This window comes from Bacillus sp. WP8, assembly GCF_000800825.1.
Lineage (GTDB): Bacteria > Bacillota > Bacilli > Bacillales > Bacillaceae > Bacillus > Bacillus safensis.
On the sequence record NZ_CP010075.1, the window covers coordinates 3343151 to 3369111 of the forward strand.

Here is a 25961-nt window from a genome sequence, read left to right on the forward strand (position 1 = left end):
CCGTTTCCATGTTGTACCTCTATCATAAATAATGAATGAGTATTCAGTCAATATTTTTTGTGCGTTTGGGTACACTATTGAAATATGCAAAAAAGGAGGAAGTTTCATGATCGCATTGATCATCCTACTCGTACTCATTGCCATCGTTTTGCTCGTCATGTTAGACCTTTATATGGGAAAGAAATATTTTTCTACGCACGCATTTGAACGGTCTTTTGACCAAACAAGCGGCGATGCCACCTTTTATCATGATGGCGAACCATTTTTCGATCAGCTGCTTACGGATATACAGCAGGCCTCTTCTTCTATTCATATGATGTTCTTTATTGTAAAGAACGACAAGATTGGTCAAAGGGTGTTCCAAGCATTGAAAGCCAAAGCGGAGCAAGGCGTTTCCGTCTTTTTGCTAACCGACCGATTAGGCTCCTATCCGTTTGATCAAAAGTCGATTGACATGCTAGAAAGAAGCGGCATTCAATTTTACTTTTTAAATAAGCCTCGTTTTCCTTTTTTGATTTACCGGTTAAACATGAGAAATCACCGTAAAATTACGGTGATTGATGGGAAGATTGGCTATATTGGCGGATTTAATATAGGTGATGAATATGTTGGGAAAAAAGGCCGCTTTGGCATTTGGAAAGATTATCATTTGCGGATGACTGGACAGGTTGTCGCAGATCTCCAGCATGTGTTTCTGAATGATTTGTACAGGTCGTCTGGCATTCATCAGCTGCAATATGAGGTTTTCCCTGCATTGGAACCGGGAACATTACAATGCACAACACGCGCGACTGCCGGTTTTTCTTTAGAAGCTTTATTTCTCCAAGATATTGAGCAGGCGAAGAAACAGATCATCATCTGTACGCCTTATTTTATTCCATCAGCTCCTCTTCTGAAGGCGCTGCTTGATGCACGAAAACGGGGCGTCACAGTTGAAATTATCATTCCAATGAAAGCGGATCATCCACTTGTCAAAGAGGCTGGTTTTCATTATTTGAAGGATCTCATTGCCTCTGGATGTCTTGTTTATCGTTTTTATAAAGGGTTTTATCATTCGAAAGCCATATTGATTGATCACAGCCGCTGTATGATCAGTACCGCGAATTTTGATAAACGAAGCTTGTTTTTAAACGAAGAAGTAGATGTAGCCATTGATGATCCCGACTTTACTGCACACGTGGAGGAAAAAATTCGGGAGCATATGGAAGTATCTGAGATCCTGACAGAAGAAACATTGTCAAAGCGCCCTCTTTTCACACGGCCGCTTGAGTGGGTTGCCGCCATGTTCTCGTATTTTTTATAAAGGAGATGACCTATGCGTTATCGATTTGGTTATGTGTCCAATGCCGTCACCTTGTGGGAAGCTTCTCCTGCCAAGTCGCTGACCTTTGCAAGATACAGCAAGCTCTCTAAGGAAGAAAGAAAAGAGGCTTTATTGCGAACAACGAAAGCCAATCTCGTGAATACATTAAGAACGCTTTATTTCGCCATTGCTCATGATATCCCGCTGTACCGTTTTTCAAGCTCGATCGTCCCGCTCGCGACCCATCCCGAGGTGCGCTGGGACTTCGTGACACCTTTTCACAAAGAATTTCTTGAGATTGGCGAGTTGGTGAAACGGCACAACTTACGGGTAAGCTTTCACCCCAATCAATTCACCTTGTTTACCAGCCCAAAACCTTCAATTACAGACAATGCCGTCATCGATATGACGTACCATTATCAGATGCTTGAGGCGATGAAGCTCGAAAAGGAAGGTTACATGAATATTCATGTAGGCGGGGCTTACGGCGATAAAGAATCGGCTCTTCAACGCTTTGATGAAAATATTAAACAACTTCCGGCTCATATCAAAGCGAGAATGACACTTGAGAACGATGACAAAACATATACGTCGCTCGAAACGCTTGGTGTATGTGAAAAGCATGACATTCCGTTTGTTTTTGATTACCATCATCACGTGGCAAATAAAGATGACGATGCCGCACTCGATGACATCCTTCCAAGAATGTTCGACACTTGGACAAAGACTGGCATTCCGCCCAAAATCCACTTGTCTTCACCTAAATCAGAAAAAGCCATACGCAGTCATGCAGATGGTGTAGATATGGACTTTGTCTTACCGCTTTTTCAAGCATTAAAACCGTATGGCCGTGATGTAGATTTTATGATTGAAGCAAAATTAAAGGATCAGGCTCTGCTCCGTCTAGTCGAAGAGCTGTCTGCGATTAGGGGCAATAAGCGGACGGGCGGAGGAACCATTGAATGGAAATCATAGAGAAAGGTTTACCTTTGTGCAAATGGGGGTAACAAAGCTATTGTGAAAAAGTAATTAACAGGAGGATATGAAGATGTCTCAAATCTATTCAATCCGAATCGCTGCAAAAGCGTTGAATTTACATAAGCTTATTTCTCTTTATGAAAAGTGCCAGCAGGCTCAGCATCGTATATATGTGTATTCTAAAAAAACAATGTGCAGCATTAAGAACATCGTAGAGCTTGAAACCTTCAGGCTCACTCATTTAGAATCTGATTACTTAATTGTGGTTGAAGGGAAAAAAGCGCAAGATCTTCTTCAGCCGTTTGAGAAAGAAAAGGTTTCATAAAAAAGAGCAGCCTCGGGCTGCTCTTTTTCTTATATCCAATCTTCTGTTAACCAAACTTGTTTAGAAGCTGCATCTATTTTCACTTGTGCCCCAATTGGCATCGTAAGCATTGGGTGCGTATGGGCACAGTCAAAATCAGCGATGAGTGGTCTCTTCGTCTCTCCGAGCACCTCAAGTAAAATCTCGTAAGGCTCTTTGCCCGTCCCCTCGTCATCAAACAACTCATGTTTTCCCAAAAGAATCCCAGATACCCGTTCAAACACTCCATTTACTTTCAATAAAGAGAAGTTCTTTTCTACAACCGAAGCGGTTTTCATACAATCTTCAATGAGAAGGATGTCTCCGTTTTGGATAGCTGGCATGAACTCACTTCCCCAAATGCCGTACATCGCATTCAAGTTCCCGCCGATCAATCTGCCTTCTGCCTGTCCCTCTATGACGCACAGCCAATTGTTCGGACGCTGCTTTTTATCACCCGTCTTTTCTTCCCAATTGATTCGTTCATCTGTCCAAAAAGGCGGTTTTTCAATCTGATAAGGTAAGGTTTGATGGGACTTCAGGATGTCCTCAAACGACTGATATGTATAAGTGACAAACGGTTCAAACTCGCCAAAAGAAGGAACAAGCGCCGGTCCGTAGAAAACAGGCAATCCCGTTTTTTCGTAGGCCGCTAAAAGAATCGCTGTCGCATCTGAATAACCGATCATGATTTTCGGATGTTGTTTCAGCAGGTCAAAATCAAGATAAGGCAGCAAGCTATTTGAATTCGTCCCGCCAATCATTGACATGATGCACGCCAAGTCCTTTCTAGCCATCAGCTCATTCAGCTCATCTGCTCGTTCTTGAATTGTACCTGAACGGTAGTGATCCTCTTTCCCTGTTAATGATCCTGGTACCACAATGAATCCTTTTTGCTCAAGCCACTTCTTCGCCCGCTGATACCTAAGAGGCGAGGTCGCTGATGCAGGACTGGAAGGTGAAAAAATACCGATCTTATCGCCCTTTTGTAATCGCCGAAGCCACTTCATTCCATCAGATCCTTCCTACACGCATTTTTTCTATCCTAACAAAAAAAGCCCTTTATCAAAAGGGCTACTGAACGAATGAAAATCTTTTCAAAAAAATATTTTAAAAAGGCCAAGTAATATGAGCGTAAAACTAATAATCAATGCTATCGATATTTTGACTTTGCTTAAAGAACTGTCTATAACGTTTACAAAAAGGTGAATGCCAAATAAAATAATCCCAATGTAAAAAAATACTGGGTTGATTCCAGCTGGAATGATCAATATAAATAAACCAACAAGAGTCACGTAGTGAATGCTTTTCAGCATGAATGTTTTTGCTGTTTCGCTCAAACAACCCTCTCCTTTTGGATCTAATTTCCTTAAATTATATCAAAATTCCATTTAAATGGTGATTTAAATATTTGCAGGACGAACCACTTTTTATTATCACATGTAAAAAAATGAGTCCAACTCAATAGCTGAACTCATTTACGCCTTACTATCAATGACCAAACTGCGCTTCATGCAGTCTGCTGTACACGCCGCCCATTTGAATGAGGTCTTGGTGGCGGCCTTGTTCTTGGATGCCTTCCTCTGTCACGACGATGATACGGTCAGCGTGCTTGATTGTTGCCAGACGGTGGGCAATGACGAGTGTTGTCCTGCCAATAGCCAGTTCGCTCAGTGCATCCTGTATGGCTTTTTCTGTTTCTGTATCGAGCGCTGAAGTGGCTTCATCTAAAATAAGAATCGAAGGATTTTTCAGGAACATCCTCGCAATCGACAGGCGCTGCTTTTGACCGCCCGACAATTTGACGCCGCGCTCGCCTATGACTGTATTTAATCCTTCTGGGAAACGCTGAACGAGTTCCTCTAAATGCGCACGACGTACAGCCTCCCAAATCTCTGCATCGCTGGCTTCTAGGTTGCCGTACGCGATGTTTTCTCGAATGGTGCCTGAGAATAAAAAGACATCCTGCTGCACAATGCCGATCTGCTGTCTTAAAGAAGACAGGGTCATCGATTTTGTACTCACACCATCAATTGTAATTTCCCCTTCATCCACATCATAAAAACGTGGCAGCAGGCTGCAAATCGTCGATTTCCCGGCTCCTGAAGGCCCGACAAACGCAACAGTTTCTCCTTGTTTGATCTTCAAATCGATGTCCTTTAACACATGGCTGTGCTCATCGTAGCCAAATGTCACGTTTCGATATTCAATTTCACCTTTCAATCCGAATACATCACGAGCTCCTTCTGTATCCTTCACATCTGGCTCTGTTTCAAGTAAGTCGACATAGCTTTTAAAGCCCGCAATTCCTTTTGGATACATTTCAATCACGGTGTTGATTTTATCAATCGGTCTGAATAAGACGTTTGTAATCAGAACAAACGCGATAAATCCACCTGCCGTTAATTGCCCCTGCAGAACAAACCATGTCCCTGCCAGAAGGACAAACAGTGTCACAAGACGTGTGAGAATGTAACTGATTGAGCCGTTAACCGACATGATTTTATATGAAAGAAGCTTCGCTTTCCGAAAACGGTTGTTGTTTTCAGCAAAACGCTTTTTCTCGAAATGTTCGTTGGCAAAGGCTTGAACAAGACGAATACCGCCAATATTGTTTTCAACCCTTGCATGAAAGTCTCCAATGTCATTGTTCAGCTGTGTAATCGCCTTCGTCATCTTCTTATTAAAATGAAGGGCAAGCCAGATGATGACTGGCATGATCAAGAAGGTTAGAATAGCAAGCTGCCAGTTAATCATCAGCATGACAGCAAAGGCGCCAAGAATCGTCATAATCGCAATAAACAAATCCTCAGGTCCGTGATGAGCTACCTCACCAATGTACATGAGGTCATTTGTCATTCGAGACATAAGCTTACCCGTTTTGTTGTTATCAAAGAACTTAAATGAGAGACGCTGAAAATGATCAAACAGCTTCTTCCTCATATCTGTTTCAATATTGATGCCAAGCATGTGTCCCCAGTACGACACAATAAATTGCATAACTGAGCTGAGTGCATAAATGATAAACAGAGCAAGTGCGGTCCAAGCAATGACCGTCCAGTTCCCTGTTGGTAATAATGTATCAATGAAGTAGTTCACGATCAGCGGGAAACCTAGTTCCATCAGTCCAACTGCGACAGCGCAAAAGAAATCTAAAAAGAACAGACCGCGATAGGGCCTGTAATAGGCGAAAAAGCGTTTTAGCATATGTAAAAGAACCTCATTTCCTCTATAATTGATAATCATTTTCAATTATAGAGGAATCCTCTCCAAAATACTAGATCAGGAAATGATTTCTTTGACTGGAAATCCTCATAATACGCCGGAAAACAACCGGGCAAATGATTCTTTCAACCGCTCTTTTAAGCCTCTTTTATAAAAGTGAACAGGACCCATTTGCTCACATTCTTTCATATCTTCCTCATAGTGGGCCATTAATTGCTCAATTGGCTTTTTCGCGGCTGTAAAGACATTGACCTCAAAATTGAGCTGAAAGCTTCTCATATCGACATTCGCGGTGCCGACAGAGGCGAGTTCTCCATCTGCGATCATCACCTTTTGATGCATAAACCCTTTTTGATAGTGATACACCTTGATGCCCTCTTTTAGAAGCTCAGAAAAATAGGATCGTGTGGCATATTGCGTGAGAAAGCCGTCATTGATCTCCGGTACCATCACCCGCACATCCACCCCTCTTGTGGCAGCGATTTTGAGCGCAGTGCGAATCGATTCGTTTGGTACAAAGTAAGGTGTGGCAATCCAGACAAATTGTTTCGCATTAGAAATAAGGGCATCATATAAATCACTCATACTTTCTTTCATATCAGGTCCAGTTGGTACAACCTGAATGACATCCTCGCCTGTCACAGAATGCGGCGTATGATACTTCGGATCATCAATTAATACTTCATCTGATACATACTCCCAGTCCAGCATAAAAACGGAGTGAAGGGTCTGAACAGCCTCACCCTTTAACATGGCATGTGTATCACGCCAAAAGCCGATCTTTTCATCCCGTCCTACGTATTCCTTGCCGACATTTAAACCGCCGACAAACCCTGTCTCTCCATCAATAATGACGATTTTTCGGTGATTTCGGAAATTGAATTTTTGATTAAAGAATCCATATTTTAAAGGCAGAAAAGGAGCGACCTTGACCCCTGCCTGCTTCAAGCGTCTAATATCTTTTCGGGAGAAGCGGATGCTGCCTGCCGCATCATATATAAAACGGACCTCTACCCCTTCTTTCACTTTTTCAATCAAAATCTCCATCATCCGGTGGCCGAGGAAATCGGATTTGAACATATAATATTCTATATGAATGAACGATTTTGCCTTTTTTAGCTCTTCAAAAATTCGAGGAAACGTCTCCTCCCCATTTTTTAAAATGTCCATATCACTATTTGTGTTCACATGCATGCCTGTGGCTTTTTCTGTGTAATGAAAAAAAGCACGCTGATTATCGGTTAAACGTGATTCATCCGGCTTGCTCTCAAGCTCAGAGATTCTTCTTAATTTTTCACGGTTATACATTCTCTTTGATTTGAATAAATGACCTTTTACATAGAGCTGCCCTGAGAACAGATAGAACATATAGCCAATGATCGGGAAGAAAATCAGCACATACATCCATAACAGCGTGTGCTGTGATGTCCGGTTCTCCAGCATGAGTGAGATGATACTAAATAAAATAATGGCGATATAAATCGCTGCGTACAGCTGAACGCTCCACGCCGGCACAGGCCACCAATACACCACATATGCCCCAAATATCATAAAATATAAAAATAAAAATTCCAGTCTCCTCTTTTTCACATTCTCCGCCCTCATTCTGTCTTTTTCTCTTCCATACCCTTTGCACTGCTTGTATGAAACGCACGACCCATTCCTTTTTCCTAGCCTTTACAGACTTGCGCTATTTGATCCGATATAATGGAGAAATATGTGATGGAAAGGAAGATTTGTTTATGCATACACCCTCTCCTTTAAAAAAAGGCGGCCATATTCGTGTCATTGCCCCAAGCCGAAGTGCCAGCATTTTATCAAAAGAAGGAATTTCTCAAGCGAAAAAACGTTTAGAGTCTTTAGGTTTCACTGTCTCTTTTGGACAGCACGTGTTTGAATGTGACATTCATTCCTCATCGTCTATTGAACACCGCTTGTCTGATCTGCATGAGGCGTTCGCAGATGATGAGGTCGATGGTATTTTGACAGCCATCGGAGGCTTTAACTGCAATGAGCTTCTGCATTATATTGATTACGACTTGATCCGTCAGCATCCTAAAGTCCTTTGCGGCTATAGTGACATCACTGCACTTGCAAGCGCCATAACAGCCAAATGTGAAATGGTGACATACTCAGGCCCCCATTTCTCAAGCTTTCAAATGGAGCAGGGGCAGGAGGAGCAGACCGCCATGTTTCAAGCTTGTTTGATGAATGGCGGCGAACCGTTTGATGTAATACCTTCAACAAAATGGAGTGATGACGCGTGGTATTTAGATCAAGCGAACAGGCAGTTTCATCCGACGAAATGGAAAATATATCAGGAAGGAACAGCTGAAGGCACCTTGTTTGGCGGAAACCTTTGTACACTGAACTTACTGCAAGGGACATCGTTTATGCCGAATGTAAAGGATACGATCTTATTTGTGGAGGATGATGAACTGGTGTTCCCTGAAACGTTCGCCAGAGACCTCACCTCCCTCTTGCAGCATGCAGAAACAATCAAAGGGTTGATCATCGGGCGCTTTCAGAAGAAATCCAACATGACAGAGGAACACTTAAGATTCATCCTAGATAAGCATCCAATGCTCAAACACATCCCAGTGATTTACGACGTCGATATCGGACATACACAGCCAGTCTTCACTTTCCCGATTGGTGGAAACATTCAGCTAACGTGTACAAATGGAGACGTGAAGCTGCGCATTCATTCATAACGTAAGGCAAAAAAGCACCCGAATAGGCGGTGCTTTTTTCTATGCCACCATCTTTTTCAAAATTTTTTTAGAAAAAGTGATCCAACCTTCCATCCCCTTCGTTAAGTAGATGTAAAAAGAAAAGAGAGGAGGCAAAAAACATGTTCTCTGATGTACTTAGCCAATTATTTGATTCTATTTCTAACATTATTAATACGCTTGGATAATTTCATTTGACGCACACATACTACATGCTTACCGAAGGGAGGCACACTCTATGTTCTCTGATGTACTTAGCCAATTATTTGATTCTATTTCTAACATAATTAATACGCTTGGATAATTTTCAAAGCCCGCTTGAAGATAGCGGGTTTTTTATATGAAAAAGCCCCACTCATCCAATAGAGTGGGGCTTTCTTTCATTTCATTACATCTTTTCCGGAGCCGATACACCAATTAGTTTTAATGCATTAGCGAGCGTGATTTGTGTTGCTTTCATGAGTGAAAGACGTGCTGTTGTTTTTGTTTCGTTTTCTACATCGATGACCTTCTCGGCATTGTAGAAGCTGTGAAGGGCTGATGCAAGGTCATAAATATAGTTCGTCACGCGGTGCGGAATACGCTTTTCAGCTGCTTCTGCTACAACTTCTGGGAAGCTGCCAATGATTTTGAGAAGATCGTATTCTTTTTCCGATTGAATGTGAGAGAAATCGTCTTTTTCAAGGTTTGGTTCGTAGCCTTTTTCTTCTCCTTGACGCAGCATGCTGCAAATTCTCGCATGCGCATATTGTGCATAGTACACAGGGTTTTCGTTAGACGTAGAAATGGCTAGGTCTAGGTCAAAGTCCATATGTGTCGCCGCACTTCTCATCGCAAAGAAATAACGAGTCGCATCTAAGCCGACTTCTTCAATGAGATCACGCATTGTGACAGCTTTTCCTGTACGCTTACTCATCTTCATCTTTTCGCCGTTTTTGTAAAGATGCACAAGCTGAATGATTTCTACTTCAAGCTTGCCAGCTGGATATCCAAGTGCTTGGATCGCCGCTTTCATTCGAGGGATATAGCCGTGATGGTCCGCTCCCCAAATGTTAATAAGCTGGTCAAAGCCTCTGTCCAATTTGTCTTTATGATATGCGATGTCTGGAAGCAGGTAAGTGAAGCTGCCATCTTTTTTAATCAGCACACGGTCCTTATCATCGCCAAAATCAGTTGAACGCAGCCATGTTGCGCCGTCTTCTTCAAAGACATAGCCTTTTTCACGAAGTGTTTCCAGCGCTAGTTCGATTTTTCCGTTTTCATATAAAGAGGTTTCTGAATACCATACATCAAATGGTACACGGAAATTCTCAAGGTCTACACGTAATTTCTCTAATTCGTATTTCAAGCCGTATTCACGGAAGAACTTCATACGCTCTTCTTCCGGTTCATGCACGAAACGGTCACCAAATTCATCCGCAAGCTTTTGTCCGATGCCTTTGATATCTTCCCCTCTGTAGCCGTCTTCAGGCATTTCTTTTTCAAGACCGAGTGCCTCAAAATAACGTGCTTCGACAGATAAAGCGAGGTTATTAATTTGATTCCCTGCATCGTTGATATAGTATTCACGGCTCACATCGAACCCTGCTTTATCAAGGATATTGCAAAGGGAATCTCCTACAGCTGCTCCGCGGGCATGTCCAAGGTGAAGGTCACCTGTTGGGTTGGCTGAGACGAATTCGACTTGCACCTTTTGACCGCCGCCTGTATTCGTTTCGCCATACGCTTCTTTTGCTTCAAGGACAGCTGGAATCAGCTTTGTTAAATACTGATTGTTCATATAAAAGTTAATGAATCCTGGACCTGCGATATCCAGTTTTTCAATGGAAGCTTTCCCTTTATCAAACGCATTGACGATGTCTTCTGCGATTTGACGAGGTGCTTTTTTCGCAATGCGGGCAAGCTGCATCGCCATGTTGGTAGAGTAATCACCGTGAGTTTTGTCTTTCGGCACTTCTAAAAGGACATCTGGCACCTGGCTTTCATCGGCAAGTCCTGCTTTGACGACTGCCGCAATGATTTCTTCTTTTAACGCATCTTTGACCTGTTCTGCGATATTCATGAACGTAAATCCTCCTTATACGAAATCGATAATGTATGTAAATGCTTTTGATCTTCTCCTGTCAGCATATCGTACGTAATGTGCAGCAGTCCCTTGTCCACATCGAGATCAATGCCATGTGTGTGCACATCTAACTGAAGTGTACCGAATGGCATCGTGTAATGTGTGACGGTCGTTTCTCCAATGAGAAAGCGCTGCTTCATTTGAATAGCCCCTGATCTCATGACAAAAATTTCTTTTTCACTCATTTTCACAACGGTTTTTACTTGACCCATTTCATGTTCTTCATGGTAAGTGAGATACGTTTTGTCATTCTTCTCTTGATACGTTCCAGTCGTGCGGAATTCGATCGTTTCAGCCGGCTCCGTCTCTGGTTTCATCACTGACTTTACATGAATTGAAATTTGGTTTTGTGTCATTTTGCACTTCCTTTGCTAAGACCCGTTTAACTAAAATAGTATACCATAATCATGATCGCCTATCATACCATCATTTCTCTTCTTCACGGCGATTAAACTTTTTCTAACATAAAAAAAGAGCAGATAAACTGCTCTTTAGAAAAATATGAAGATAAAACTGACTAACACAACAAGTACTGCCTTTAACCCCAAATCTTTTCTTTTAATTAAATAAAAAAGAGCTTGTATTCCCGAACTCGCCAAAAACACTTGAAAAAAATCAAATGGAACGATTTGTCCCTTTTTAAATACCACCTGTATAAATAAAGCAATAGCCGTAAGGTAGAAAAAACCTCGATCCTGAAATAAACCAACTAACTCCTCCTTCGCTTCCTTTTTAGAAGCAAAAACTGGTGGATCAGTTGCCAACTCTTTTTTCAGTGTAATAAAGCCTGCCGCTAAAACACATAAAGCGAGTAACACCATGAATATAGAAGATAACATTTTATTCCTCCATTTACTTATAATAGAATTTATGTTAAATATTATATATGGAATCTACTAATTTAAGAAAGAGGAGTTTTTATGAAAAGAAAATTGTACTCATCAATCCCTATTCTAATCACGTTAGCTCTAATTGGAACGATTATTAACCCTAAAATAACGCATGCTAAGAAAGAAATGAACCCCGCTAGTGATATAGAAAATATTACAGGAATAAACGGAATATTGAAATCAATCAAAAGTAATAATACTTACAAGTATGGAAATACTACAAAAGGATATGAAGTGCCAAAAGATCCCAATGCACCTATTCAGCTTGATGTCTCAACTAATATATCTTTGCCTTCCGGAAATATTAAAAAAGGTGTAATTTCTCCAAATGGAACAGTAGTTTATAAAAATAATGATAAGAAAAATGTAATTTACGCTGTTCAACCGACAAATGACGGTCTAAAGAGTTTAATACAGATCAATGACCAAAAAGCTCCTAAAGAATATCGATTTAAAATGAATCTGCCTAGGGGTAGTAAATTGGTAACTGCAGCGGAGTATTTGGGTAGTGAATTCGACACAGGAGAAGTTTATGTAGTTAACAAACAAAATATGATCACTTCTATATTTAGTCCAGCTTGGGCAAAGGATGCCAATAATCAAGATGTCCCTACTTATTATAAAACTGATGGAAATACACTAATACAAGTTGTAGATTTTAATAGCAAAACTGCTTTCCCAATTATTGCTGATCCAGATTGGTCTAAGATCGCTGCATGTTCAGCAGCAATAGCTTGGTTTATAGGTTCTAACTTGTTTGCTGCAGCTAAAATTATAAAAGTAAAAAAATACGTAAAAGAATTAGGTGGAATAAAAGAGACTGCAAAACTATTAGCTGGTGCTACATCATGGGAGGAAAAGTTAAAAATTGGCGGCGAAGCTTTTAAAGGACTTGCTGCCGAAATCACAGGTGTTGGCGGCCTAGCCGTTTGTATAAATTGGTAAATGTTACTTTTGAAAAACCTGTCCAATTAGAAATTGGACAGGTTTTTTTATTTCACAAATCCAAGCAGCATTTCGCGTAAAAGCTTACTCGCTGTATTCGCTGTTTGGTCAGAATGATCATATACAGGTGCTACCTCGACTAGGTCTGCCCCGACTACTTGGACGTCAGATCCTGCAATCGCATGAATGGATGCAAGCAGCTCTTTTGATGTAATACCGCCAGCATCTACCGTTCCAGTACCAGGTGCATGGGCTGGGTCAAGTACATCAATATCGATCGTCACATATACTGGACGCCCTTTTAGCTTTGGCAATACTTGCTTCAATGGCTCCAGCACTTCAAATTTAGAAATGTGCATACCCGCTTCTTTTGCCCATTCAAATTCTTCTTTCATTCCAGAACGGATGCCGAAAGAGAATACATTTTCAGCTCCAATAAGTCCTGCAACTTTACGAATTGGTGTTGAATGTGAAAGCGGCTCACCTTCATATTCCTCACGAAGATCTGTATGTGCGTCCATATGGATGATCGCCAAATCAGGGTATTTCTTATACATCGCACGGAAAACCGGCCAAGACACAAGATGCTCGCCGCCCATTCCTAATGGAAATTTCCCTTTTTCTAAAATGCTGTCGACATACTCTTCAATTAAATCTAAGCTCTTTTGTGCATTCCCAAAAGGAAGTGGGATGTCCCCCGCATCAAAGAATGGCACCTCGTGCAGCTCACGATCTAAATAAGGGCTGTATTCCTCTAAACCGATCGATACTTCACGAATGCGGTTCGGACCGAAACGTGAACCTGGGCGGTAGCTAACTGTCCAGTCCATCGGCATGCCGTATAAAATGACCTTTGCATCTTCCCATGTCGGATGACTTCCAATAAACACTTTTCCTGAATAAGCCTCGTCGAATCTCATGCAAGATTCCTCCTTTTACGCTTCAAAAAATGCGCAAACCGTCATTTGCGCATTTCCATTTCGCTCGATTTATTTGATTAAGTCGCTCACAAACTTCGGCAGAACGAATGCCGCTTTGTGCAATTCTTTTGTGTAATATTTCGTATCAATATCAAAGAAACGGCTGTCTTCTACAGCAAGTGGATCATATTTTTTAGAACCGATGGTGAATGTCCAAAGACCGCTTGGATACGTTGGAATATTCGCTGTGTAAAGCTTCGTAATTGGAAAAATTTCTTTTACATCACGCTGTACATTTGTAATCAGCTCAGGTGTGAACCAAGGGTTGTCCGTTTGTGCAACGAAAATACCGTCTTCTTTGAGTGCCTTTGAGATTCCTGCGTAAAATCCTTTAGAGAATAGGTTCACAGCTGGTCCAACCGGCTCAGTTGAGTCCACCATGATCACATCATACTCGTTGTCAGCTTCAGCAATGTGCATAAAACCGTCTCCGACTTTGACATCTACACGAGGATCGTCTAATTTCCCAGCAATAGAAGGAAGGAATTTTTTCGAGTATTCGATAACCTTTCCGTCAATATCAACAAGTGTCGCTTTTTTCACACTTGGGTGTTTGAGGATTTCACGAATAACACCGCCGTCTCCTCCGCCTACGACAAGAACATTTTCCGGGTTTGGATGAGTGAAAAGAGGAACATGAGCCACCATTTCGTGGTATACAAACTCATCTTTCTCAGATGTCATCACCATGCCGTCTAAAAACAGCATATTGCCAAACTCTTCTGTTTCCACCATTTCTAAATGCTGAAAGTCTGTTTGTTCTGTGTGAAGGGTTTTGTTCACCTTCAATGTAATACCAAAATTCTTCGTTTGCTTCTCTGTATACCAAAGTTCGCTCATTGTTCATCTTCCTCTCATCCAATAATAAACAAACATCTATTGTTAGCGCCTTTTATCGGCTTTGACTATATCGATTGTCCAAGAAAAAAGTATAGTGGATTCATATCAAATTGTAAAGAACCGCATGAGTTCTCTTCATTTTTTAAGGTGCTCCTGCAATCGCTTGTTTAAAACGGTTTTCTTTGTTCCATACTGATAAAAAACCGTCAAAATGGGGGCTTTGCATGGACACAATCATGAGTAATAAAAGAATCCGCATGACCGTGAAAACGATTCGAGCCTGTTTTTTTATCGGCTTGCTCGCTTTTCTATTTGCAGGCACTGTCTTTTTGACGATTCTATTAATAGCTAAATGGCAAGGTGCCCCTTCTGTTCAAGTTCCCCAATCCACGACCATTTATGCAGCTGATGGGTCAAAGCTTGGAGAATCCAGTTTTGGAGAAAAGAGATATTGGGTGCCATTAAAGAATATGTCTCCTCATATGAGACAGGCTGTTGTGGCTGTTGAAGATAAAACCTTTTATGAGCATCATGGCTTTGATGTGAAACGGATGGCAGGTGCTGCGGTGGCCGATATTCGTGCCATGGCTAAGGTACAAGGTGCCAGCACGATCACCCAGCAATATGCACGAAATCTGTATTTAGATCATGATAAAACGTGGAAGCGGAAGTGGAATGAAGCCTTTTACACGATTCGTTTAGAGCAAAACTATACAAAAGATGAGATTTTAGAAGGATACTTGAACACCATTTATTATGGTCACGGAGCGTACGGTGTGGAAGCAGCGTCACGTCTGTATTTCGGAAAAAAAGCAAAGAACTTAACCCTCGCTGAATCTGCCCTTCTTGCCGGTATCCCAAAGGGGCCTTCTCTCTATTCCCCTTATGTGAATGAGGAGAAAGCCGGCGCAAGAAAGAATATGATTTTGAGACAAATGCAAGAGGATGGCATGATTACGAAAAAAGCAGCCAATGACGCTGCGAAAGAAAAGCTGTCCTATCGCCCTTTGCAGAAGAAGCAGCTGCAAGCAAAGCAAGCCCCATATTTTTATGACGATGTGATTCGAGAGTTGAAACAAAGCTTGGGGTTAACAGAGGAACAGATCGAAACCTATGGACTTCATATCCAAACGACCCTTAATCCAAAATTACAGAAAATCGCAGAAAAGACGTTAAAAAACACGATGGATTCCAAATCAGATATCCAAATTGGCTTTGCCGCCATCCATCCTCAAACAGGCCATGTACTTGCCCTCATAGGTGGGAGAGATTATGAGAAAAGTCCATTCAACCGGGTGACACAAGCAAAAAGGCAGCCCGGTTCAACCATGAAACCCCTTCTTTATTACATTGCCTTGCAAAACGGGTTTACACCCGCAACCGTCATGCGCAGTGAGGAAACGGTGTTTGAACTGGATGATCAAGGCAGCGGTGCGGCTTATTCACCAAGCAATTATCACGGCTATTACGCCAATGACGGCATTACAATGCTACAAGCTTTAGCGCTGTCTGATAATATTTACGCTGTAAAGACCCATCTATTTTTAGGAATGGAGCAGCTTGTACGTGCTGGCAAGACATTTGGAATCAAGGAGAAACTAGATCAAGTACCATCTCTTGCTCTAGGCACGTCTCCTGTGAAACCCATTGAAATGACCAATGCTTACGCCATGCTGGTTAATGGCGGAAAACACGTCAAACCAACCTTTATTACGAAAGTAACCGACGCAAAAGGCAATGTGCTTTTTGAAGAGAAACAAAAACGAGAACAAATCCTCGATGAAAAAGCAGCCTTTGTCACCACCGATATGATGTCAGGAATGTTCAACGATCAATTAAACGGCTATACAAGTGTCACTGGCCGCACCATTATAAAGGACCTTACACGAACATACGGAGGGAAATCCGGGACAACAGGAGCCGACAGCTGGATGATCGGCTTCTCTCCCCAGCTCGTCACAGGAGTATGGACTGGCTATGATAAAGGCCGCACCATTGATTCAGTCGAAGAAACAGCCTATGCGAAGAAAATATGGGCTTCCTTTATGGAATCAGCCCTCTCGAAGCAGCCAGCCTCCTCCTTCATGCCGCCAGACGGTGTCAAAGGGGTATATATCAATCCAAAAACAGGCGATCTCGCAGGACCAGGATGTGAATCAAAGGTATTTACTTATTTTATAGAAGGAACAGAGCCGACAGGTGTCTGCTATGGTGCTGAGGACAAAGCCTCTGAGCAGGAACCAGTTCCAGATCAAAAGCCAAAGAAATGGTGGGAAAAGTGGCTGAAACGTTAAAAAAAGACATGAAAAACCCCGAGATCTGCATCTCGGGATTCTCCATGTCCTAGCTTTAACACCAGTTTACTCAAAAAACGGATGGATTTGGTAGCGATCCGCCATTCTTCACAAAAATTTCACAATTATTCAGGGACAGCCAATCCTTCTTTTAATTCATCTGTCGATGCGTCCCATAGCGCTTCATTGTGACCCTTTAAGAAATCAGCCAGCACCTTTTTGGATACGTCATCCATATGACTGACAACGATTTTTCGCTTCATCGATTTATCCATTAAATTCACATGCTCTGGAAGTGACTTATACCCGCGGCGAATCGAACGGTCAACGGTCATCTCACAAGCCGTCACCCCTGCATAATAAGGGCCTTCTTCTCTGCGGTCAATCGTCACCCATACGAGCCAATAAGGCTTTCCGTTCGGCACCTCTTCTTTTGTTTTCAAAAATTTAATTCCTTTTTCGACGGCACTTCTTGCATGCATGGCACCAATATCAATGACAGCTTCTTTTTCCTCTACATCAATGATGACTGGCGAGATATTATCAAGACTGAGGGCACCTGCCCCAAAGCCTCCATGTCCGTCGGTTGCATCTGTTTTTTTAATGATGTTAAAACCAATTGGTTTCTTCTTTTTACCTTCCATTCATTAAACCTCCTAAAGCAGCGGCTTCAAAATAAGATTAAACCAGTATATGATTTGATCCCGCATTCCGATCAATGGACCAAACACAAACTGACCCAGCGGTGTGATCACGAATATGAGAAAAATAATGATCCCATATTGTTCAAATTGCGTCATTTTCGCACGAATACTAGGACTGACGACGTCCTCAATGATACGATATCCATCAAGCGGCGGAAGCGGCAATAAGTTAAATAGGAACAAGATGACGTTTAAGTTAATAAAGATCTGGAAGAAATAATCGACTCCCGGCTCAAAGCGCATGATCCATTCCCCGCCAAACTTCTGAAGAAGCACATACACAAGAAAGCCCAAAAACGCCAGCACTAAGTTACTTAATGGCCCAGCAATAGAGACACAAATCCCTGCTAAACGCGGTTTTTTAAAATGGTAACGATTCACTGGTACAGGTCTCGCCCAGCCAAACCCGGCCACAAAGATCAAAATCGTCCCGAATACATCGAGATGCTTCAGTGGATTTAACGTCAGTCTCCCTTGATTCTTAGCCGTCGGGTCTCCGAATCGGTACGCAACATATGCATGCGCCAGCTCGTGCATCGTAAATGCAACAACAAGCGTAATGGCGACATATGGAATAAGTTCTAATGGATAAACAAGAAATTGGTTCAAAGGCATGAATCCCTCTTTCTTTCTATACAATGATTTACTTCATTCAGTATACTATAAGAAGTCCCTTAAACTAAAGGGAAGCGTAGCATTAAAGGAAAAAGGAGGTTTTCGCCATGCCGATTGTCACCGTTCAAATGCTTGAAGGAAGAACAGACGAGCAGAAAAGAGCTCTTGTGGAGAAAGTCACTGATGCCGTTGTAGAAACAACAGGCGCAGGTGCAGAAAAAGTCTCTGTTATTATTGAAGAAATGAAAAAAGAACACTATGCCGTAGCAGGAAAACGAATGAGCGATCTGTAAGCATATAAAAAGGACAAACACTCAATGTGTTTGTCCTTTTGTCTCTTATTTTATCTGTACCAAGCTTTATTACGGTTCACTTGATTTTTATGAGCCGCATCGAAGAAATCGACTGTGTAAGAATAATCATAATTCATTAGGCAGACAATGCCGCTTCCTTGAGGGTCGTGCGGTAAGCCAAAGTTATGACCGTATTCATGCGTAGCCGCTTTTGCAGTGTTCGCTGTCCCTTGATCAAGGTTAACGGCGAATGCACTTCCGCTTGGTGCACTATTGTAAACATAAGCGATTCCGCCAGCATCAAAGTTTGGATTTGCTGTAAATCCAGTGACAAAGTCATATCCTCTGCCATCAAAGCTGCGCGCAAGGTTAGACAAAATTTGCTCTGCATTTGAACCCGAAGACGTCCATGATCCTACTGCTTGTACGACAAAGTCCACATCATGATCACGGTTAAACGTGACATCTGCTTGCTCGATGATGCTGACAATCCGTGTTTGCCAGTCACTATATTTCGCACGATACTGCGCATCAGCGACCGCATAGACAGTGACCTTCTGACTGCCTGTACTTGCTTTTGTTGAAATTGAATCTCCTGTATTGGCCTTAAAGGTTCTTGAGCCTACCTGCTTACCAGACTCATCTAATACCTTTGTTGTCACATCTCGTTCAATTGGAGGTGCTGTCGTCAAATCTTTAAAATCTTTTGCTTTTGGCAACCCCTCACTAATATGGGTTTCGAACGGCGCATGACCATGATCATGCCCATGACCTGCACTCGCTACTGGTGCTGAAGCTGAACTTACCCCCGGTAACAAACTACCTACCAATAAAAATGACAAAAAGACTGAACGCTTTTTCATTCCTATCCCTCCTTTGTTTTTCACAAGGTTATATATTCACTGAAAATTCACCATTTTCCTTCTATTCAGTCAAAAACAGGGAATTAGATGCACAGGAAGAAAGTCGAATTACGTCATTTTCACTAATTTTTCGGATATTTTGACACACATTTCATCGAAAAATAGCGCTTTTGGTCTGGGTCATTTACTTAGTAAACACTCATGTTTTTAAGAAATAATATCATGGACCTAATGTCACATCTGAAAGAACCAAAAAATGATATTAGAAAAGATAAAGTCACACTTTACTGATACCAATTATACTTCTCTGCGGTTCTGCCTTATGATGAAGAACATAAAACATTGCTACCTCAAAAACGGAAGGGACGATCGGCATGTCTGGAAAAAAGCACATACAATTTGGATTAATGTTACATGGCCCAGGGGGTCACATGAATGCATGGAAGGATAAATCGGTGCCAGCAGATGCAAGTGTTAACATTGATTATTATCAAGAGATGACCAAAAAAGCGGAATCAGCGGGTTTCCGTTTTGTCTTTGTGGCAGATGGCTTATATATTCATGAACATTCGATTCCTCATTTCTTAAACCGATTTGAACCATTAACCATCTTATCTGCACTTGCCACAGTCACGAAACAGATTGGACTTGTGGGTACTGTATCCACTTCATACAGTGAGCCCTTTACCATTGCCAGGCAATTTGCTTCCTTGGACAAATTAAGTAAAGGCCGGGCAGGCTGGAATGTTGTGACTTCCCCATTAGAGGGCTCTGCTGAGAATCACATCATCCGTTCGCATCCTAGCCACTCACTTCGATATGAAATTGCAGAAGAGTATTTACATGTAGTGAACGGGCTTTGGAGCTCATGGGAAGAAGATGCTTTTGTAAGAGATCGATCAACAGGTGTCTTCTTCGACCGAGATAAATTGCACACCTTAAACCATCATGGCAAACACTTTTCTGTCAAAGGTCCTTTAAATATTGAGCGCTCTGAACAAGGGCAGCCCGTGATTTTCCAAGCAGGCGCATCAGAGGCAGGAAAAGATCTAGCCGCAAAAGAAGCAGACGCTGTATTTACAAATGCCGACTCACTTGAAAAGGCAAAAGCCTATTACCGCGACGTGAAAAATAGAGCGGCAGCGCTTGGAAGAAAACCATCCGAGATCAAAATATTCCCTGGCATCCACCCGATTACAGGGAAAACGGTCGAAGAAGCAGAAGAAAAATATGAAGCCATTAAACATCTAGTCTCTATTGAAGAAGCTCTGCATTATCTCGGCCGATTCTTTGACCATTTGGACTTCAGTCAATTCCCGCTTGATGAACCTTTTCCGGATATAGGTGACGCTGGGTCAAACAGCTTCCAATCCACAACAGAGTCCATTAAGAAAATGGCCAAAGATCAAAACCTGACCTTAAGAGAAGTCGCTTTACAAGTGACCACACCAAAAAGTGCCTTTATCGGCACTTACGAACAAGTAGCTGACAAATTAATTCAATGGATCGAAGAGGACGCCGCAGATGGATTTATTTTTGGCGCTCCAATTTTAGCAAGCGGTTTATCCGAATGGACGGAGCACGTCATTCCGATATTAGTCGAAAGAGGATATTACGACCCAAATTATCCAGCTCATACCCTTCGCGAAAACTTAGGCCTGCCGATGAAGAAGAATCAGTTTCTGAAACAAACAGTAAAATAAATTTAAAAGAGGGGCTAGCATAAAGGCTAACCCCTCTTTTTATGACGGTTGGTGCTGGTGCAATCGACTTTCAATGAGATCAATAAACTGGAGCACAGCTCTTCCAGGCGTATCATTTGTTTTCCTCAATAGACCAACTGGCGGGGAAACTTGAATGCCCTTTATTTCTAATACCTTCGTACCGGGGAGTGTAAAAGAATGAGCCGTTCGTGTAAACAGAGATACTCCTAAGCCCGCCTGAACATAGTGTTTATGGGACATGCTGCTAGTAATCTCTAATTTCTTGTAATTTGTCCCAATGACATCAACGATTTGTTGTTCAATCTGGATACGGATGGGGCAATTGTGAGGTGTGAATAGTATAGTCTCATTTTCTAAATCAGTTACCTCTACGACATCTTTTTCCGCCAATCGATGGGAGGACGGAACCAGCAGGACAATATCATCTTGAAAAAGCGGCTTATAGCTATTTTCCATCGAAGCTTCTGGTGCACCGCAAATCGCAAAATCAATCTCATCATGCGAAAGCAAGGAACTCAGGGTATTCGCATCTGCTACTTGTACCGAAAATTCTACATTCGGAAACCTTTCCTTGAATTCTGCAAGGAGCGCCGGGAATTCTAAACTGGCAGTAGGCTCAGAAACACCGAGGCGAATGAATCCCGCAATGCCCACTTCTAAATCTTGAAGCGTTTTCGTCAGTTTCTCATATTCATTGAGTAAAGAATTGGCTCTTTCATAAAAAAGCTGTCCTGAAGCTGTTAACTTTAAGGTCTTCCCTCTCTCTAGAAGCTTCTCTCCAATTTCCTCTTCTAAATGCTTGATGTGCAAGGTAATGGTTGGCTGAGAATAATTCAGTGCTTCTGCTGCTTTTAAAAAATTCCCATATTTCACAATGGTGGCAAAGGTGCGGATCGCACGAATCTCCATAAAACCCCTCTTTTCTCTATATTTTAAATAACTGAATCGTGTATTTATGATTACTAATTATACTTTTCAATTGGTTTGCCTTATTATAATTTATATTATCAACTATTCCAAGTTGTTTAGAAGGAATTATGTGAAATGGAGGAGACGAATTGACGAAAGTAACGATTATAGCAGGCGGACATTCCGTCCAATCTCGATTAACCGGTGTTTTGCATCATGTTCAGCAGCATTTAACGATCAATGGAATCGATGTACATATCATTCAAGTTCACCAGCTGCCTAGCAGCGCACTAATACGTGCGGACTTTTCAAACGAAGAGGTTGTCAAAGCCATTGAACTTGTGAATGAGAGTGACGGTGTCATTGTGTTAACGCCTGTCTACAAAGCGTCATTTTCCGGTATTTTAAAAACGTTTTTAGATTTACTTCCACAGAAAGCGTTACAAGGAAAACCCGTCCTTCCGTTTGTTTTAGGAGGAACCTACGGCCACCTGCTCGTCATTGAATATGCTCTTAAACCGATTATTCATCAACTTGGTGCAACGGTTGTGCAATCTGGCGTGTATGTTGTGGATCAACAGGTCACAAAGCAGGAGTCAGGTGATTACTTACTTGATTCAGATGCCACAAACAGGTTAAACCTCGCATTATCTCAATATCAAAGTCTGATAGGAGGAACAGCCAATGTCGTTCACCCTTAGTATTCTTGATCAAAGCCTTGTCGGTGAAAACGAGAACGCAGAGACGGGCATTCAGCATACTGTCAGATTGGCTGAAGCAGCGGATCAGCTTGGCTATCACAGGTTTTGGGTGTCTGAACATCACAATAACCCTCAAGTAGCAGGTTCTTCCCCTGAAGCTCTTGCCGGCTATCTCTTAGCAAAAACAAACAACATACGAATTGGGTCTGGCGGTGTCATGCTTCAGCATTACAGCCCGTTTAAAGTGGCTGAAACATTTCACGTCCTCGCATCATTAGCGCCTGGAAGAGTCGATTTAGGTGTTGGGAAAGCACCTGGAGGACTGAACCTATCGACACAAGCTCTTCAGGAAGATTATCAGGCGTCACGGAAGGATTTTTCTCAAAAATTAGTGGATCTCAAAACTTATCTGACGGAACACACAAATGAATTGAATGCTCAGCCCATCCCTCGTTTATCACCTGACATGTTCCTTTTAGGGGGAAGTATAGAGAGCGCTGAATTTGCAGCAAAACTTGGTATCTCCTTTGTCTTTGCCTTTTTTATTAATGGAGATGAAGCCTTATTAAAAGAAGCAAGAGAGACCTTCCAAACATATCAGAAAGCGGGCACCCGCCAGCAATTCCTTCTTGCTATCACCGTTTCTGTAGCCGATGATCCTGCGCAAGCACTCTCACATATCAAACAAAAGGAAACAGTAAAGGTCTCCTTTTCTGATGGAAGAAAGCTGAATGTCACATCGTTAGAGGATGCAGAAAAACTGGTGAAAGAAACGGAGAAGGAACAGTACAACATTCACGTACAAAAAACCGGCTATACCGCTGGCACAAAAGAAACCGTTCATCACAGGCTGACTGAGCTGGCCGAGTCATACGATATCAATGAATTCATCGTGCTGTCGCCGATCGTAAATATTGATGAAAGGATCACGTCTATCACTTTATTAAAAGAAGCACTTGATCAAGAACAAACAAATCAAAAACCAATCAATCAAGAGGTGAACGTCTAATGTCAAACAATCAAAAAATCATATTATGGAGCAAAAATGGATGCAGTTATTGCAAGGACATTCAATCCTACTTCAACGATCAGCAGATCCCTTTTTCAACGATTGATGTCACAGAACATGATGATTACAGAAACATTTTAGAAGCAAAATACGGTGTCCGCTATGTACCTGTAGTTGAGATCAGTCATGATCCCCACGTGTATCAAGCATTGCTGAATCCAGATATCGAGACTTTAAAAAAAGCATTAATCTGACATTACATTTTGAATGGAGGTTTGTCATGAGTCGAGATATTTTTCGCATCGCTACCGAAGAAGATGCGCCAGCTTTTTTAGAATTGCTGTCCAGTGCATTTAAACCGCTTGGGGAAATGGGCATCGATTGGCCATCCACGAACGCCACACTTGAAATGGTCACAGAAAACATTACAAAGTCCGCTGCCGTTGTATTAGAACGAGACGGACGGCTCATATCAACCATCACCATACGTTTTCCTTGGGAGAGCACTGAGCCGGTCTCAGGCTATCCATTTGTCTGGTGGTTTGCAACAGCTCCTGATTTAGCCGGTCAAGGGATTGGAAATAAGCTGCTCGATTATGTAGAAAACACCTTGCTCCGGCAGACATATAAAGCGCCTGCTTATACACTAGGCACTTCTGGCCGGAAACACCCTTGGCTTTTAGAGATGTACGAACGAAAAGGATATACAAAATATATTGAACGCGAGGCTGAAAATGGAGATTTAGGTGTTTTGATGTATAAAGTGCTTATCCCTGAACGCTTTGATCCAGCCATTTTAGGGGCACCACCCGCAGAAGAAAAAGTCGAAACGACTTCTACATAGGAGGTGATTCAACGTGGGTGAGTTTTTCAAATGGGAGTATGTGGTCACACTTTTTCCTAAAGTATTATCAGCCCTTCCGACGACCTTGCTGATTGTTTTATTTGCCACTTTGATTGGCAGCTTTCTTGGATTCATCCTTGCTTATTTTCGAATTGAGCGCATTCCTGTTCTGCATCAACTCAGTGCAGTCTATGTCTCATTTATTCGCGGAACGCCTATCCTGGTTCAAATGTTTATTGTCTTTTATGGTCTGCCAGGTGTGCTCGCAGCAATTGGCCTTGATATCTCCATGTGGAACAAATTGATCTTTCTTTATATTACATATGGACTCAATACAGCTGCCTACTTTTCAGAAATATTCCGATCAGCCTTATCAAGTGTCCCAGCATCTCAATATGAAGCGGCTGCCTCAATTGGGCTGACGAAATGGCAGATTTATAGAAGAACGCTCATTCCTCAAGCAGGAAGAATTGCGCTCCCGAATATCGGCGTGGCCATTGTGAACTTATTACAAAACACCTCCCTCGCCTTTACACTAGGCGTGATGGATATTATAGGAAAGGTCCAAACATTAGGGGCTTTATACTATCGCGTATTAGAAGGATACTTTATTGCTGCCGTCATTTTTATTATGTTAAGTATGCTGCTGGAAAAAGCGTTTGATCTATTGGAAAAACGGATCAATACACCGAAAACGAGAAAACAGCGTCAGACGACATTCGTTTCCTTAAAAAGACCTGAAACGGCCTTCACTGTCGAAAAGCGTGCGAAGTAAAACGAGGAGGATTTCACATGAAAAATAACAAACGATTCAAAAAACATTACATCATCGGTCTGCTTACACTTGGCTCATTGCTGCTTGCTGCCTGCGGAAATACAGAACAATCGAATGAAGTCAAAGCAGAAGCAGCGAATAATGATCCAGATGCGAAAGAAATCATCGTTGGCACAGGGAACGCTTATCAGCCTTTCGTTTACTTAGATGAAAACGGTCAACTAACAGGCTATGAGAAGGCTGTATTAGATGAAGTGGATCAGCTGCTTCCACAATATAAGTTTAAATATGAATCCTTCGAATTTAAAAATATTCTGCCCGCTTTAGATGCTGGTAAAGTAGATCTCGCTGCCCATCAATATGAAATCAACGATGAGCGCCAGAAGAAATATCTATTTGGAAAAGTTGGCTACACAGATTATACAAGCTATGTCGTTGTTGATAAAGCATCCGGTCATGATTTTCAAAGCCTTGACGATTTGGCTGGACACAAAGTGCACACCTCTACAGGAAGTAATTTCGCTTATCTTCTAGAGCAATATAACAAAAAGCATGATCGGAAAATTGACATTGTCTACGGAGATGGCGGGAACGAAATTCTCGTCAAAAACCTTCAAAATGGCACAGTCGATGCGGCATTGCTCACAAAGTATGACGTCAACAAACTAAACAAACAATTCAATGCCAATCTAGTCACCTCTGGAAAGCCTGTAAACGTATCTAAAACATATTATCTATATCAAAAAAACAATACAAAACTTCAAAAAGACATTGATCAAGCATTACAAAAACTGATCGATAACGGCAAGCTCGCTGAATTGTCTAAGAAAATATTGGGCGGAGACTTTACTACATCATAAGAAAGGAGC

At 41.9% G+C, this 25961-nt stretch carries 27 protein-coding genes; 14 read left to right on the forward strand and 13 right to left on the reverse strand.

Going from position 1 to position 25961, the window contains the following annotated elements:
* Positions 1–106: 106 nt before the first annotated feature.
* The 3 genes from cls (QR42_RS16895) to QR42_RS16905 all read left to right on the forward strand — a co-directional run bounded on the left by cls (QR42_RS16895) (position 107) and on the right by QR42_RS16905 (position 2606).
* On the forward strand, positions 107–1303 hold the full coding sequence (cls, locus tag QR42_RS16895) for a cardiolipin synthase (protein ID WP_039182165.1): 1197 nt from the start codon (positions 107–109) through the stop codon (positions 1301–1303).
* A 12-nt stretch (positions 1304–1315) separates the two neighbouring features.
* Positions 1316–2278: a UV DNA damage repair endonuclease UvsE gene (gene uvsE, locus QR42_RS16900; protein ID WP_039182168.1), complete on the forward strand. Its 963-nt coding sequence runs from the start codon at positions 1316–1318 to the stop codon at positions 2276–2278.
* A 73-nt stretch (positions 2279–2351) separates the two neighbouring features.
* A complete protein-coding gene (locus QR42_RS16905; RefSeq protein ID WP_039182170.1) occupies positions 2352–2606 on the forward strand; it encodes a hypothetical protein in 255 nt (84 codons plus the stop codon).
* Positions 2607–2635: 29 nt separating this feature from the next.
* On the opposite strand, the gene QR42_RS16910 is transcribed toward QR42_RS16905, so the two are convergent.
* The 4 genes from QR42_RS16910 to cls (QR42_RS16925) form a co-directional block, all read right to left on the reverse strand.
* Entirely contained in the window at positions 2636–3634 is a 999-nt protein-coding gene (locus QR42_RS16910; protein WP_039182174.1) for a S66 family peptidase, read from the reverse strand.
* A gap of 87 nt (positions 3635–3721) precedes the next feature.
* Positions 3722–3964 (reverse strand): hypothetical protein, encoded by a 243-nt coding sequence (locus QR42_RS16915; RefSeq protein ID WP_039182177.1) that lies wholly within the window; start codon positions 3962–3964, stop codon positions 3722–3724.
* A gap of 151 nt (positions 3965–4115) precedes the next feature.
* Positions 4116–5831, reverse strand: coding sequence for an ABC transporter ATP-binding protein (locus QR42_RS16920; protein WP_039183351.1), 1716 nt, complete (start codon positions 5829–5831; stop codon positions 4116–4118).
* Positions 5832–5936: 105 nt separating this feature from the next.
* Positions 5937–7439 (reverse strand): cardiolipin synthase, encoded by a 1503-nt coding sequence (gene cls, locus QR42_RS16925; protein WP_039183353.1) that lies wholly within the window; start codon positions 7437–7439, stop codon positions 5937–5939.
* Positions 7440–7591: 152 nt separating this feature from the next.
* Between cls (QR42_RS16925) and QR42_RS16930 the strand changes: the two genes are divergently transcribed.
* Positions 7592–8563 (forward strand): S66 family peptidase, encoded by a 972-nt coding sequence (locus QR42_RS16930; RefSeq protein ID WP_039182180.1) that lies wholly within the window; start codon positions 7592–7594, stop codon positions 8561–8563.
* A gap of 406 nt (positions 8564–8969) precedes the next feature.
* On the opposite strand, the gene argS is transcribed toward QR42_RS16930, so the two are convergent.
* The 3 genes from argS to QR42_RS16945 all read right to left on the reverse strand — a co-directional run bounded on the left by argS (position 8970) and on the right by QR42_RS16945 (position 11545).
* Positions 8970–10643, reverse strand: coding sequence for an arginine--tRNA ligase (gene argS, locus QR42_RS16935; protein WP_039182181.1), 1674 nt, complete (start codon positions 10641–10643; stop codon positions 8970–8972).
* Positions 10640–11062, reverse strand: coding sequence for a YwiB family protein (locus tag QR42_RS16940; RefSeq protein WP_003215400.1), 423 nt, complete (start codon positions 11060–11062; stop codon positions 10640–10642). Before QR42_RS16940 ends, argS begins: the two co-directional genes overlap by 4 nt.
* 135 nt (positions 11063–11197) lie before the next feature.
* Positions 11198–11545, reverse strand: coding sequence for a hypothetical protein (locus tag QR42_RS16945; RefSeq protein ID WP_039182184.1), 348 nt, complete (start codon positions 11543–11545; stop codon positions 11198–11200).
* Between the two features lie 81 nt (positions 11546–11626).
* On the opposite strand from QR42_RS16945, the gene QR42_RS19300 reads away from it, so the two are divergent.
* A complete protein-coding gene (locus QR42_RS19300) occupies positions 11627–12541 on the forward strand; it encodes a hypothetical protein (RefSeq protein WP_039182188.1) in 915 nt (304 codons plus the stop codon).
* A gap of 47 nt (positions 12542–12588) precedes the next feature.
* Here the strand turns inward: QR42_RS19300 and speB are convergent, their stop codons facing one another.
* Positions 12589–13461 carry an agmatinase gene (speB, locus tag QR42_RS16955; protein WP_039182190.1) on the reverse strand — a complete coding sequence of 291 codons (873 nt, stop codon included), beginning with the start codon at positions 13459–13461 and terminating at the stop codon, positions 12589–12591.
* 69 nt (positions 13462–13530) lie between these two features.
* Complete coding sequence (gene speE, locus QR42_RS16960; RefSeq protein ID WP_003214614.1) at positions 13531–14361, reverse strand: spermidine synthase; 831 nt, start codon at positions 14359–14361, stop codon at positions 13531–13533.
* 224 nt (positions 14362–14585) lie between these two features.
* On the opposite strand from speE, the gene QR42_RS16965 reads away from it, so the two are divergent.
* On the forward strand, positions 14586–16655 hold the full coding sequence (locus QR42_RS16965) for a transglycosylase domain-containing protein (protein WP_039182193.1): 2070 nt from the start codon (positions 14586–14588) through the stop codon (positions 16653–16655).
* 125 nt (positions 16656–16780) lie between these two features.
* Here QR42_RS16965 and QR42_RS16970 read toward each other — a convergent pair whose 3' ends face one another.
* A complete protein-coding gene (locus QR42_RS16970) occupies positions 16781–17299 on the reverse strand; it encodes a YwhD family protein (protein ID WP_039182196.1) in 519 nt (172 codons plus the stop codon).
* Between the two features lie 12 nt (positions 17300–17311).
* Complete coding sequence (locus QR42_RS16975; RefSeq protein ID WP_442852933.1) at positions 17312–17968, reverse strand: site-2 protease family protein; 657 nt, start codon at positions 17966–17968, stop codon at positions 17312–17314.
* A 113-nt stretch (positions 17969–18081) separates the two neighbouring features.
* Between QR42_RS16975 and QR42_RS16980 the strand changes: the two genes are divergently transcribed.
* A complete protein-coding gene (locus tag QR42_RS16980) occupies positions 18082–18267 on the forward strand; it encodes a 2-hydroxymuconate tautomerase (RefSeq protein WP_003214939.1) in 186 nt (61 codons plus the stop codon).
* Positions 18268–18317: 50 nt separating this feature from the next.
* Here the strand turns inward: QR42_RS16980 and QR42_RS16985 are convergent, their stop codons facing one another.
* A complete protein-coding gene (locus QR42_RS16985; protein WP_024423771.1) occupies positions 18318–19130 on the reverse strand; it encodes a zinc-dependent metalloprotease in 813 nt (270 codons plus the stop codon).
* A gap of 374 nt (positions 19131–19504) precedes the next feature.
* On the opposite strand from QR42_RS16985, the gene QR42_RS16990 reads away from it, so the two are divergent.
* A complete protein-coding gene (locus QR42_RS16990) occupies positions 19505–20833 on the forward strand; it encodes an LLM class flavin-dependent oxidoreductase (RefSeq protein ID WP_039182202.1) in 1329 nt (442 codons plus the stop codon).
* A 39-nt stretch (positions 20834–20872) separates the two neighbouring features.
* On the opposite strand, the gene QR42_RS16995 is transcribed toward QR42_RS16990, so the two are convergent.
* Positions 20873–21763, reverse strand: a complete 891-nt coding sequence (locus tag QR42_RS16995) for a LysR family transcriptional regulator (protein WP_039182204.1) — start codon at positions 21761–21763, stop codon at positions 20873–20875.
* Between the two features lie 149 nt (positions 21764–21912).
* Here QR42_RS16995 and ssuE point away from each other — a divergent pair, with 149 nt between their 5' ends.
* Genes ssuE through QR42_RS17025 form a run of 6 tightly spaced genes read left to right on the forward strand, consistent with a single transcriptional unit; the run spans position 21913 to position 25952 of the window.
* Positions 21913–22464, forward strand: coding sequence for an NADPH-dependent FMN reductase (gene ssuE / locus QR42_RS17000; RefSeq protein ID WP_024426370.1), 552 nt, complete (start codon positions 21913–21915; stop codon positions 22462–22464).
* A complete protein-coding gene (locus QR42_RS17005; protein ID WP_039182208.1) occupies positions 22448–23473 on the forward strand; it encodes an LLM class flavin-dependent oxidoreductase in 1026 nt (341 codons plus the stop codon). Before ssuE ends, QR42_RS17005 begins: the two co-directional genes overlap by 17 nt.
* Positions 23473–23727, forward strand: a complete 255-nt coding sequence (locus QR42_RS17010; protein ID WP_025093857.1) for a glutaredoxin family protein — start codon at positions 23473–23475, stop codon at positions 23725–23727. The genes QR42_RS17005 and QR42_RS17010 overlap by 1 nt, the downstream gene beginning before the upstream one ends.
* A 26-nt stretch (positions 23728–23753) precedes the next feature.
* Entirely contained in the window at positions 23754–24317 is a 564-nt protein-coding gene (locus QR42_RS17015; protein ID WP_039182213.1) for a GNAT family N-acetyltransferase, read from the forward strand.
* A 13-nt stretch (positions 24318–24330) separates the two neighbouring features.
* Positions 24331–25092 (forward strand): amino acid ABC transporter permease, encoded by a 762-nt coding sequence (locus tag QR42_RS17020; RefSeq protein WP_024426374.1) that lies wholly within the window; start codon positions 24331–24333, stop codon positions 25090–25092.
* 17 nt (positions 25093–25109) lie between these two features.
* Positions 25110–25952: a transporter substrate-binding domain-containing protein gene (locus QR42_RS17025; protein WP_024426375.1), complete on the forward strand. Its 843-nt coding sequence runs from the start codon at positions 25110–25112 to the stop codon at positions 25950–25952.
* Positions 25953–25961: the final 9 nt, after the last annotated feature.

What these genes read in the sequence shown, in the direction of transcription:
- QR42_RS16920 (WP_039183351.1), bottom strand. Translation starts at nt 5,831, where the DNA reads ATGCTAAAACGCTTTTTCGCCTATTACAGGCCCTATCGCGGTCTGTTC.
- QR42_RS16980 (WP_003214939.1), top strand. Translation starts at nt 18,082, where the DNA reads ATGCCGATTGTCACCGTTCAAATGCTTGAAGGAAGAACAGACGAGCAG.
- QR42_RS16930 (WP_039182180.1), top strand. Translation starts at nt 7,592, where the DNA reads ATGCATACACCCTCTCCTTTAAAAAAAGGCGGCCATATTCGTGTCATT.
- cls (WP_039182165.1), top strand. Translation starts at nt 107, where the DNA reads ATGATCGCATTGATCATCCTACTCGTACTCATTGCCATCGTTTTGCTC.
- QR42_RS16970 (WP_039182196.1), bottom strand. Translation starts at nt 17,299, where the DNA reads ATGGAAGGTAAAAAGAAGAAACCAATTGGTTTTAACATCATTAAAAAA.
- QR42_RS16940 (WP_003215400.1), bottom strand. Translation starts at nt 11,062, where the DNA reads ATGACACAAAACCAAATTTCAATTCATGTAAAGTCAGTGATGAAACCA.
- QR42_RS16910 (WP_039182174.1), bottom strand. Translation starts at nt 3,634, where the DNA reads ATGAAGTGGCTTCGGCGATTACAAAAGGGCGATAAGATCGGTATTTTT.
- QR42_RS16990 (WP_039182202.1), top strand. Translation starts at nt 19,505, where the DNA reads ATGTCTGGAAAAAAGCACATACAATTTGGATTAATGTTACATGGCCCA.
- QR42_RS17010 (WP_025093857.1), top strand. Translation starts at nt 23,473, where the DNA reads ATGTCAAACAATCAAAAAATCATATTATGGAGCAAAAATGGATGCAGT.
- QR42_RS17005 (WP_039182208.1), top strand. Translation starts at nt 22,448, where the DNA reads ATGTCGTTCACCCTTAGTATTCTTGATCAAAGCCTTGTCGGTGAAAAC.
- uvsE (WP_039182168.1), top strand. Translation starts at nt 1,316, where the DNA reads ATGCGTTATCGATTTGGTTATGTGTCCAATGCCGTCACCTTGTGGGAA.
- QR42_RS16945 (WP_039182184.1), bottom strand. Translation starts at nt 11,545, where the DNA reads ATGTTATCTTCTATATTCATGGTGTTACTCGCTTTATGTGTTTTAGCG.
- speB (WP_039182190.1), bottom strand. Translation starts at nt 13,461, where the DNA reads ATGAGATTCGACGAGGCTTATTCAGGAAAAGTGTTTATTGGAAGTCAT.
- QR42_RS16995 (WP_039182204.1), bottom strand. Translation starts at nt 21,763, where the DNA reads ATGGAGATTCGTGCGATCCGCACCTTTGCCACCATTGTGAAATATGGG.
- QR42_RS16965 (WP_039182193.1), top strand. Translation starts at nt 14,586, where the DNA reads ATGGACACAATCATGAGTAATAAAAGAATCCGCATGACCGTGAAAACG.
- QR42_RS17015 (WP_039182213.1), top strand. Translation starts at nt 23,754, where the DNA reads ATGAGTCGAGATATTTTTCGCATCGCTACCGAAGAAGATGCGCCAGCT.
- QR42_RS17025 (WP_024426375.1), top strand. Translation starts at nt 25,110, where the DNA reads ATGAAAAATAACAAACGATTCAAAAAACATTACATCATCGGTCTGCTT.
- speE (WP_003214614.1), bottom strand. Translation starts at nt 14,361, where the DNA reads ATGAGCGAACTTTGGTATACAGAGAAGCAAACGAAGAATTTTGGTATT.
- argS (WP_039182181.1), bottom strand. Translation starts at nt 10,643, where the DNA reads ATGAATATCGCAGAACAGGTCAAAGATGCGTTAAAAGAAGAAATCATT.
- QR42_RS19300 (WP_039182188.1), top strand. Translation starts at nt 11,627, where the DNA reads ATGAAAAGAAAATTGTACTCATCAATCCCTATTCTAATCACGTTAGCT.
- QR42_RS16905 (WP_039182170.1), top strand. Translation starts at nt 2,352, where the DNA reads ATGTCTCAAATCTATTCAATCCGAATCGCTGCAAAAGCGTTGAATTTA.
- QR42_RS16985 (WP_024423771.1), bottom strand. Translation starts at nt 19,130, where the DNA reads ATGAAAAAGCGTTCAGTCTTTTTGTCATTTTTATTGGTAGGTAGTTTG.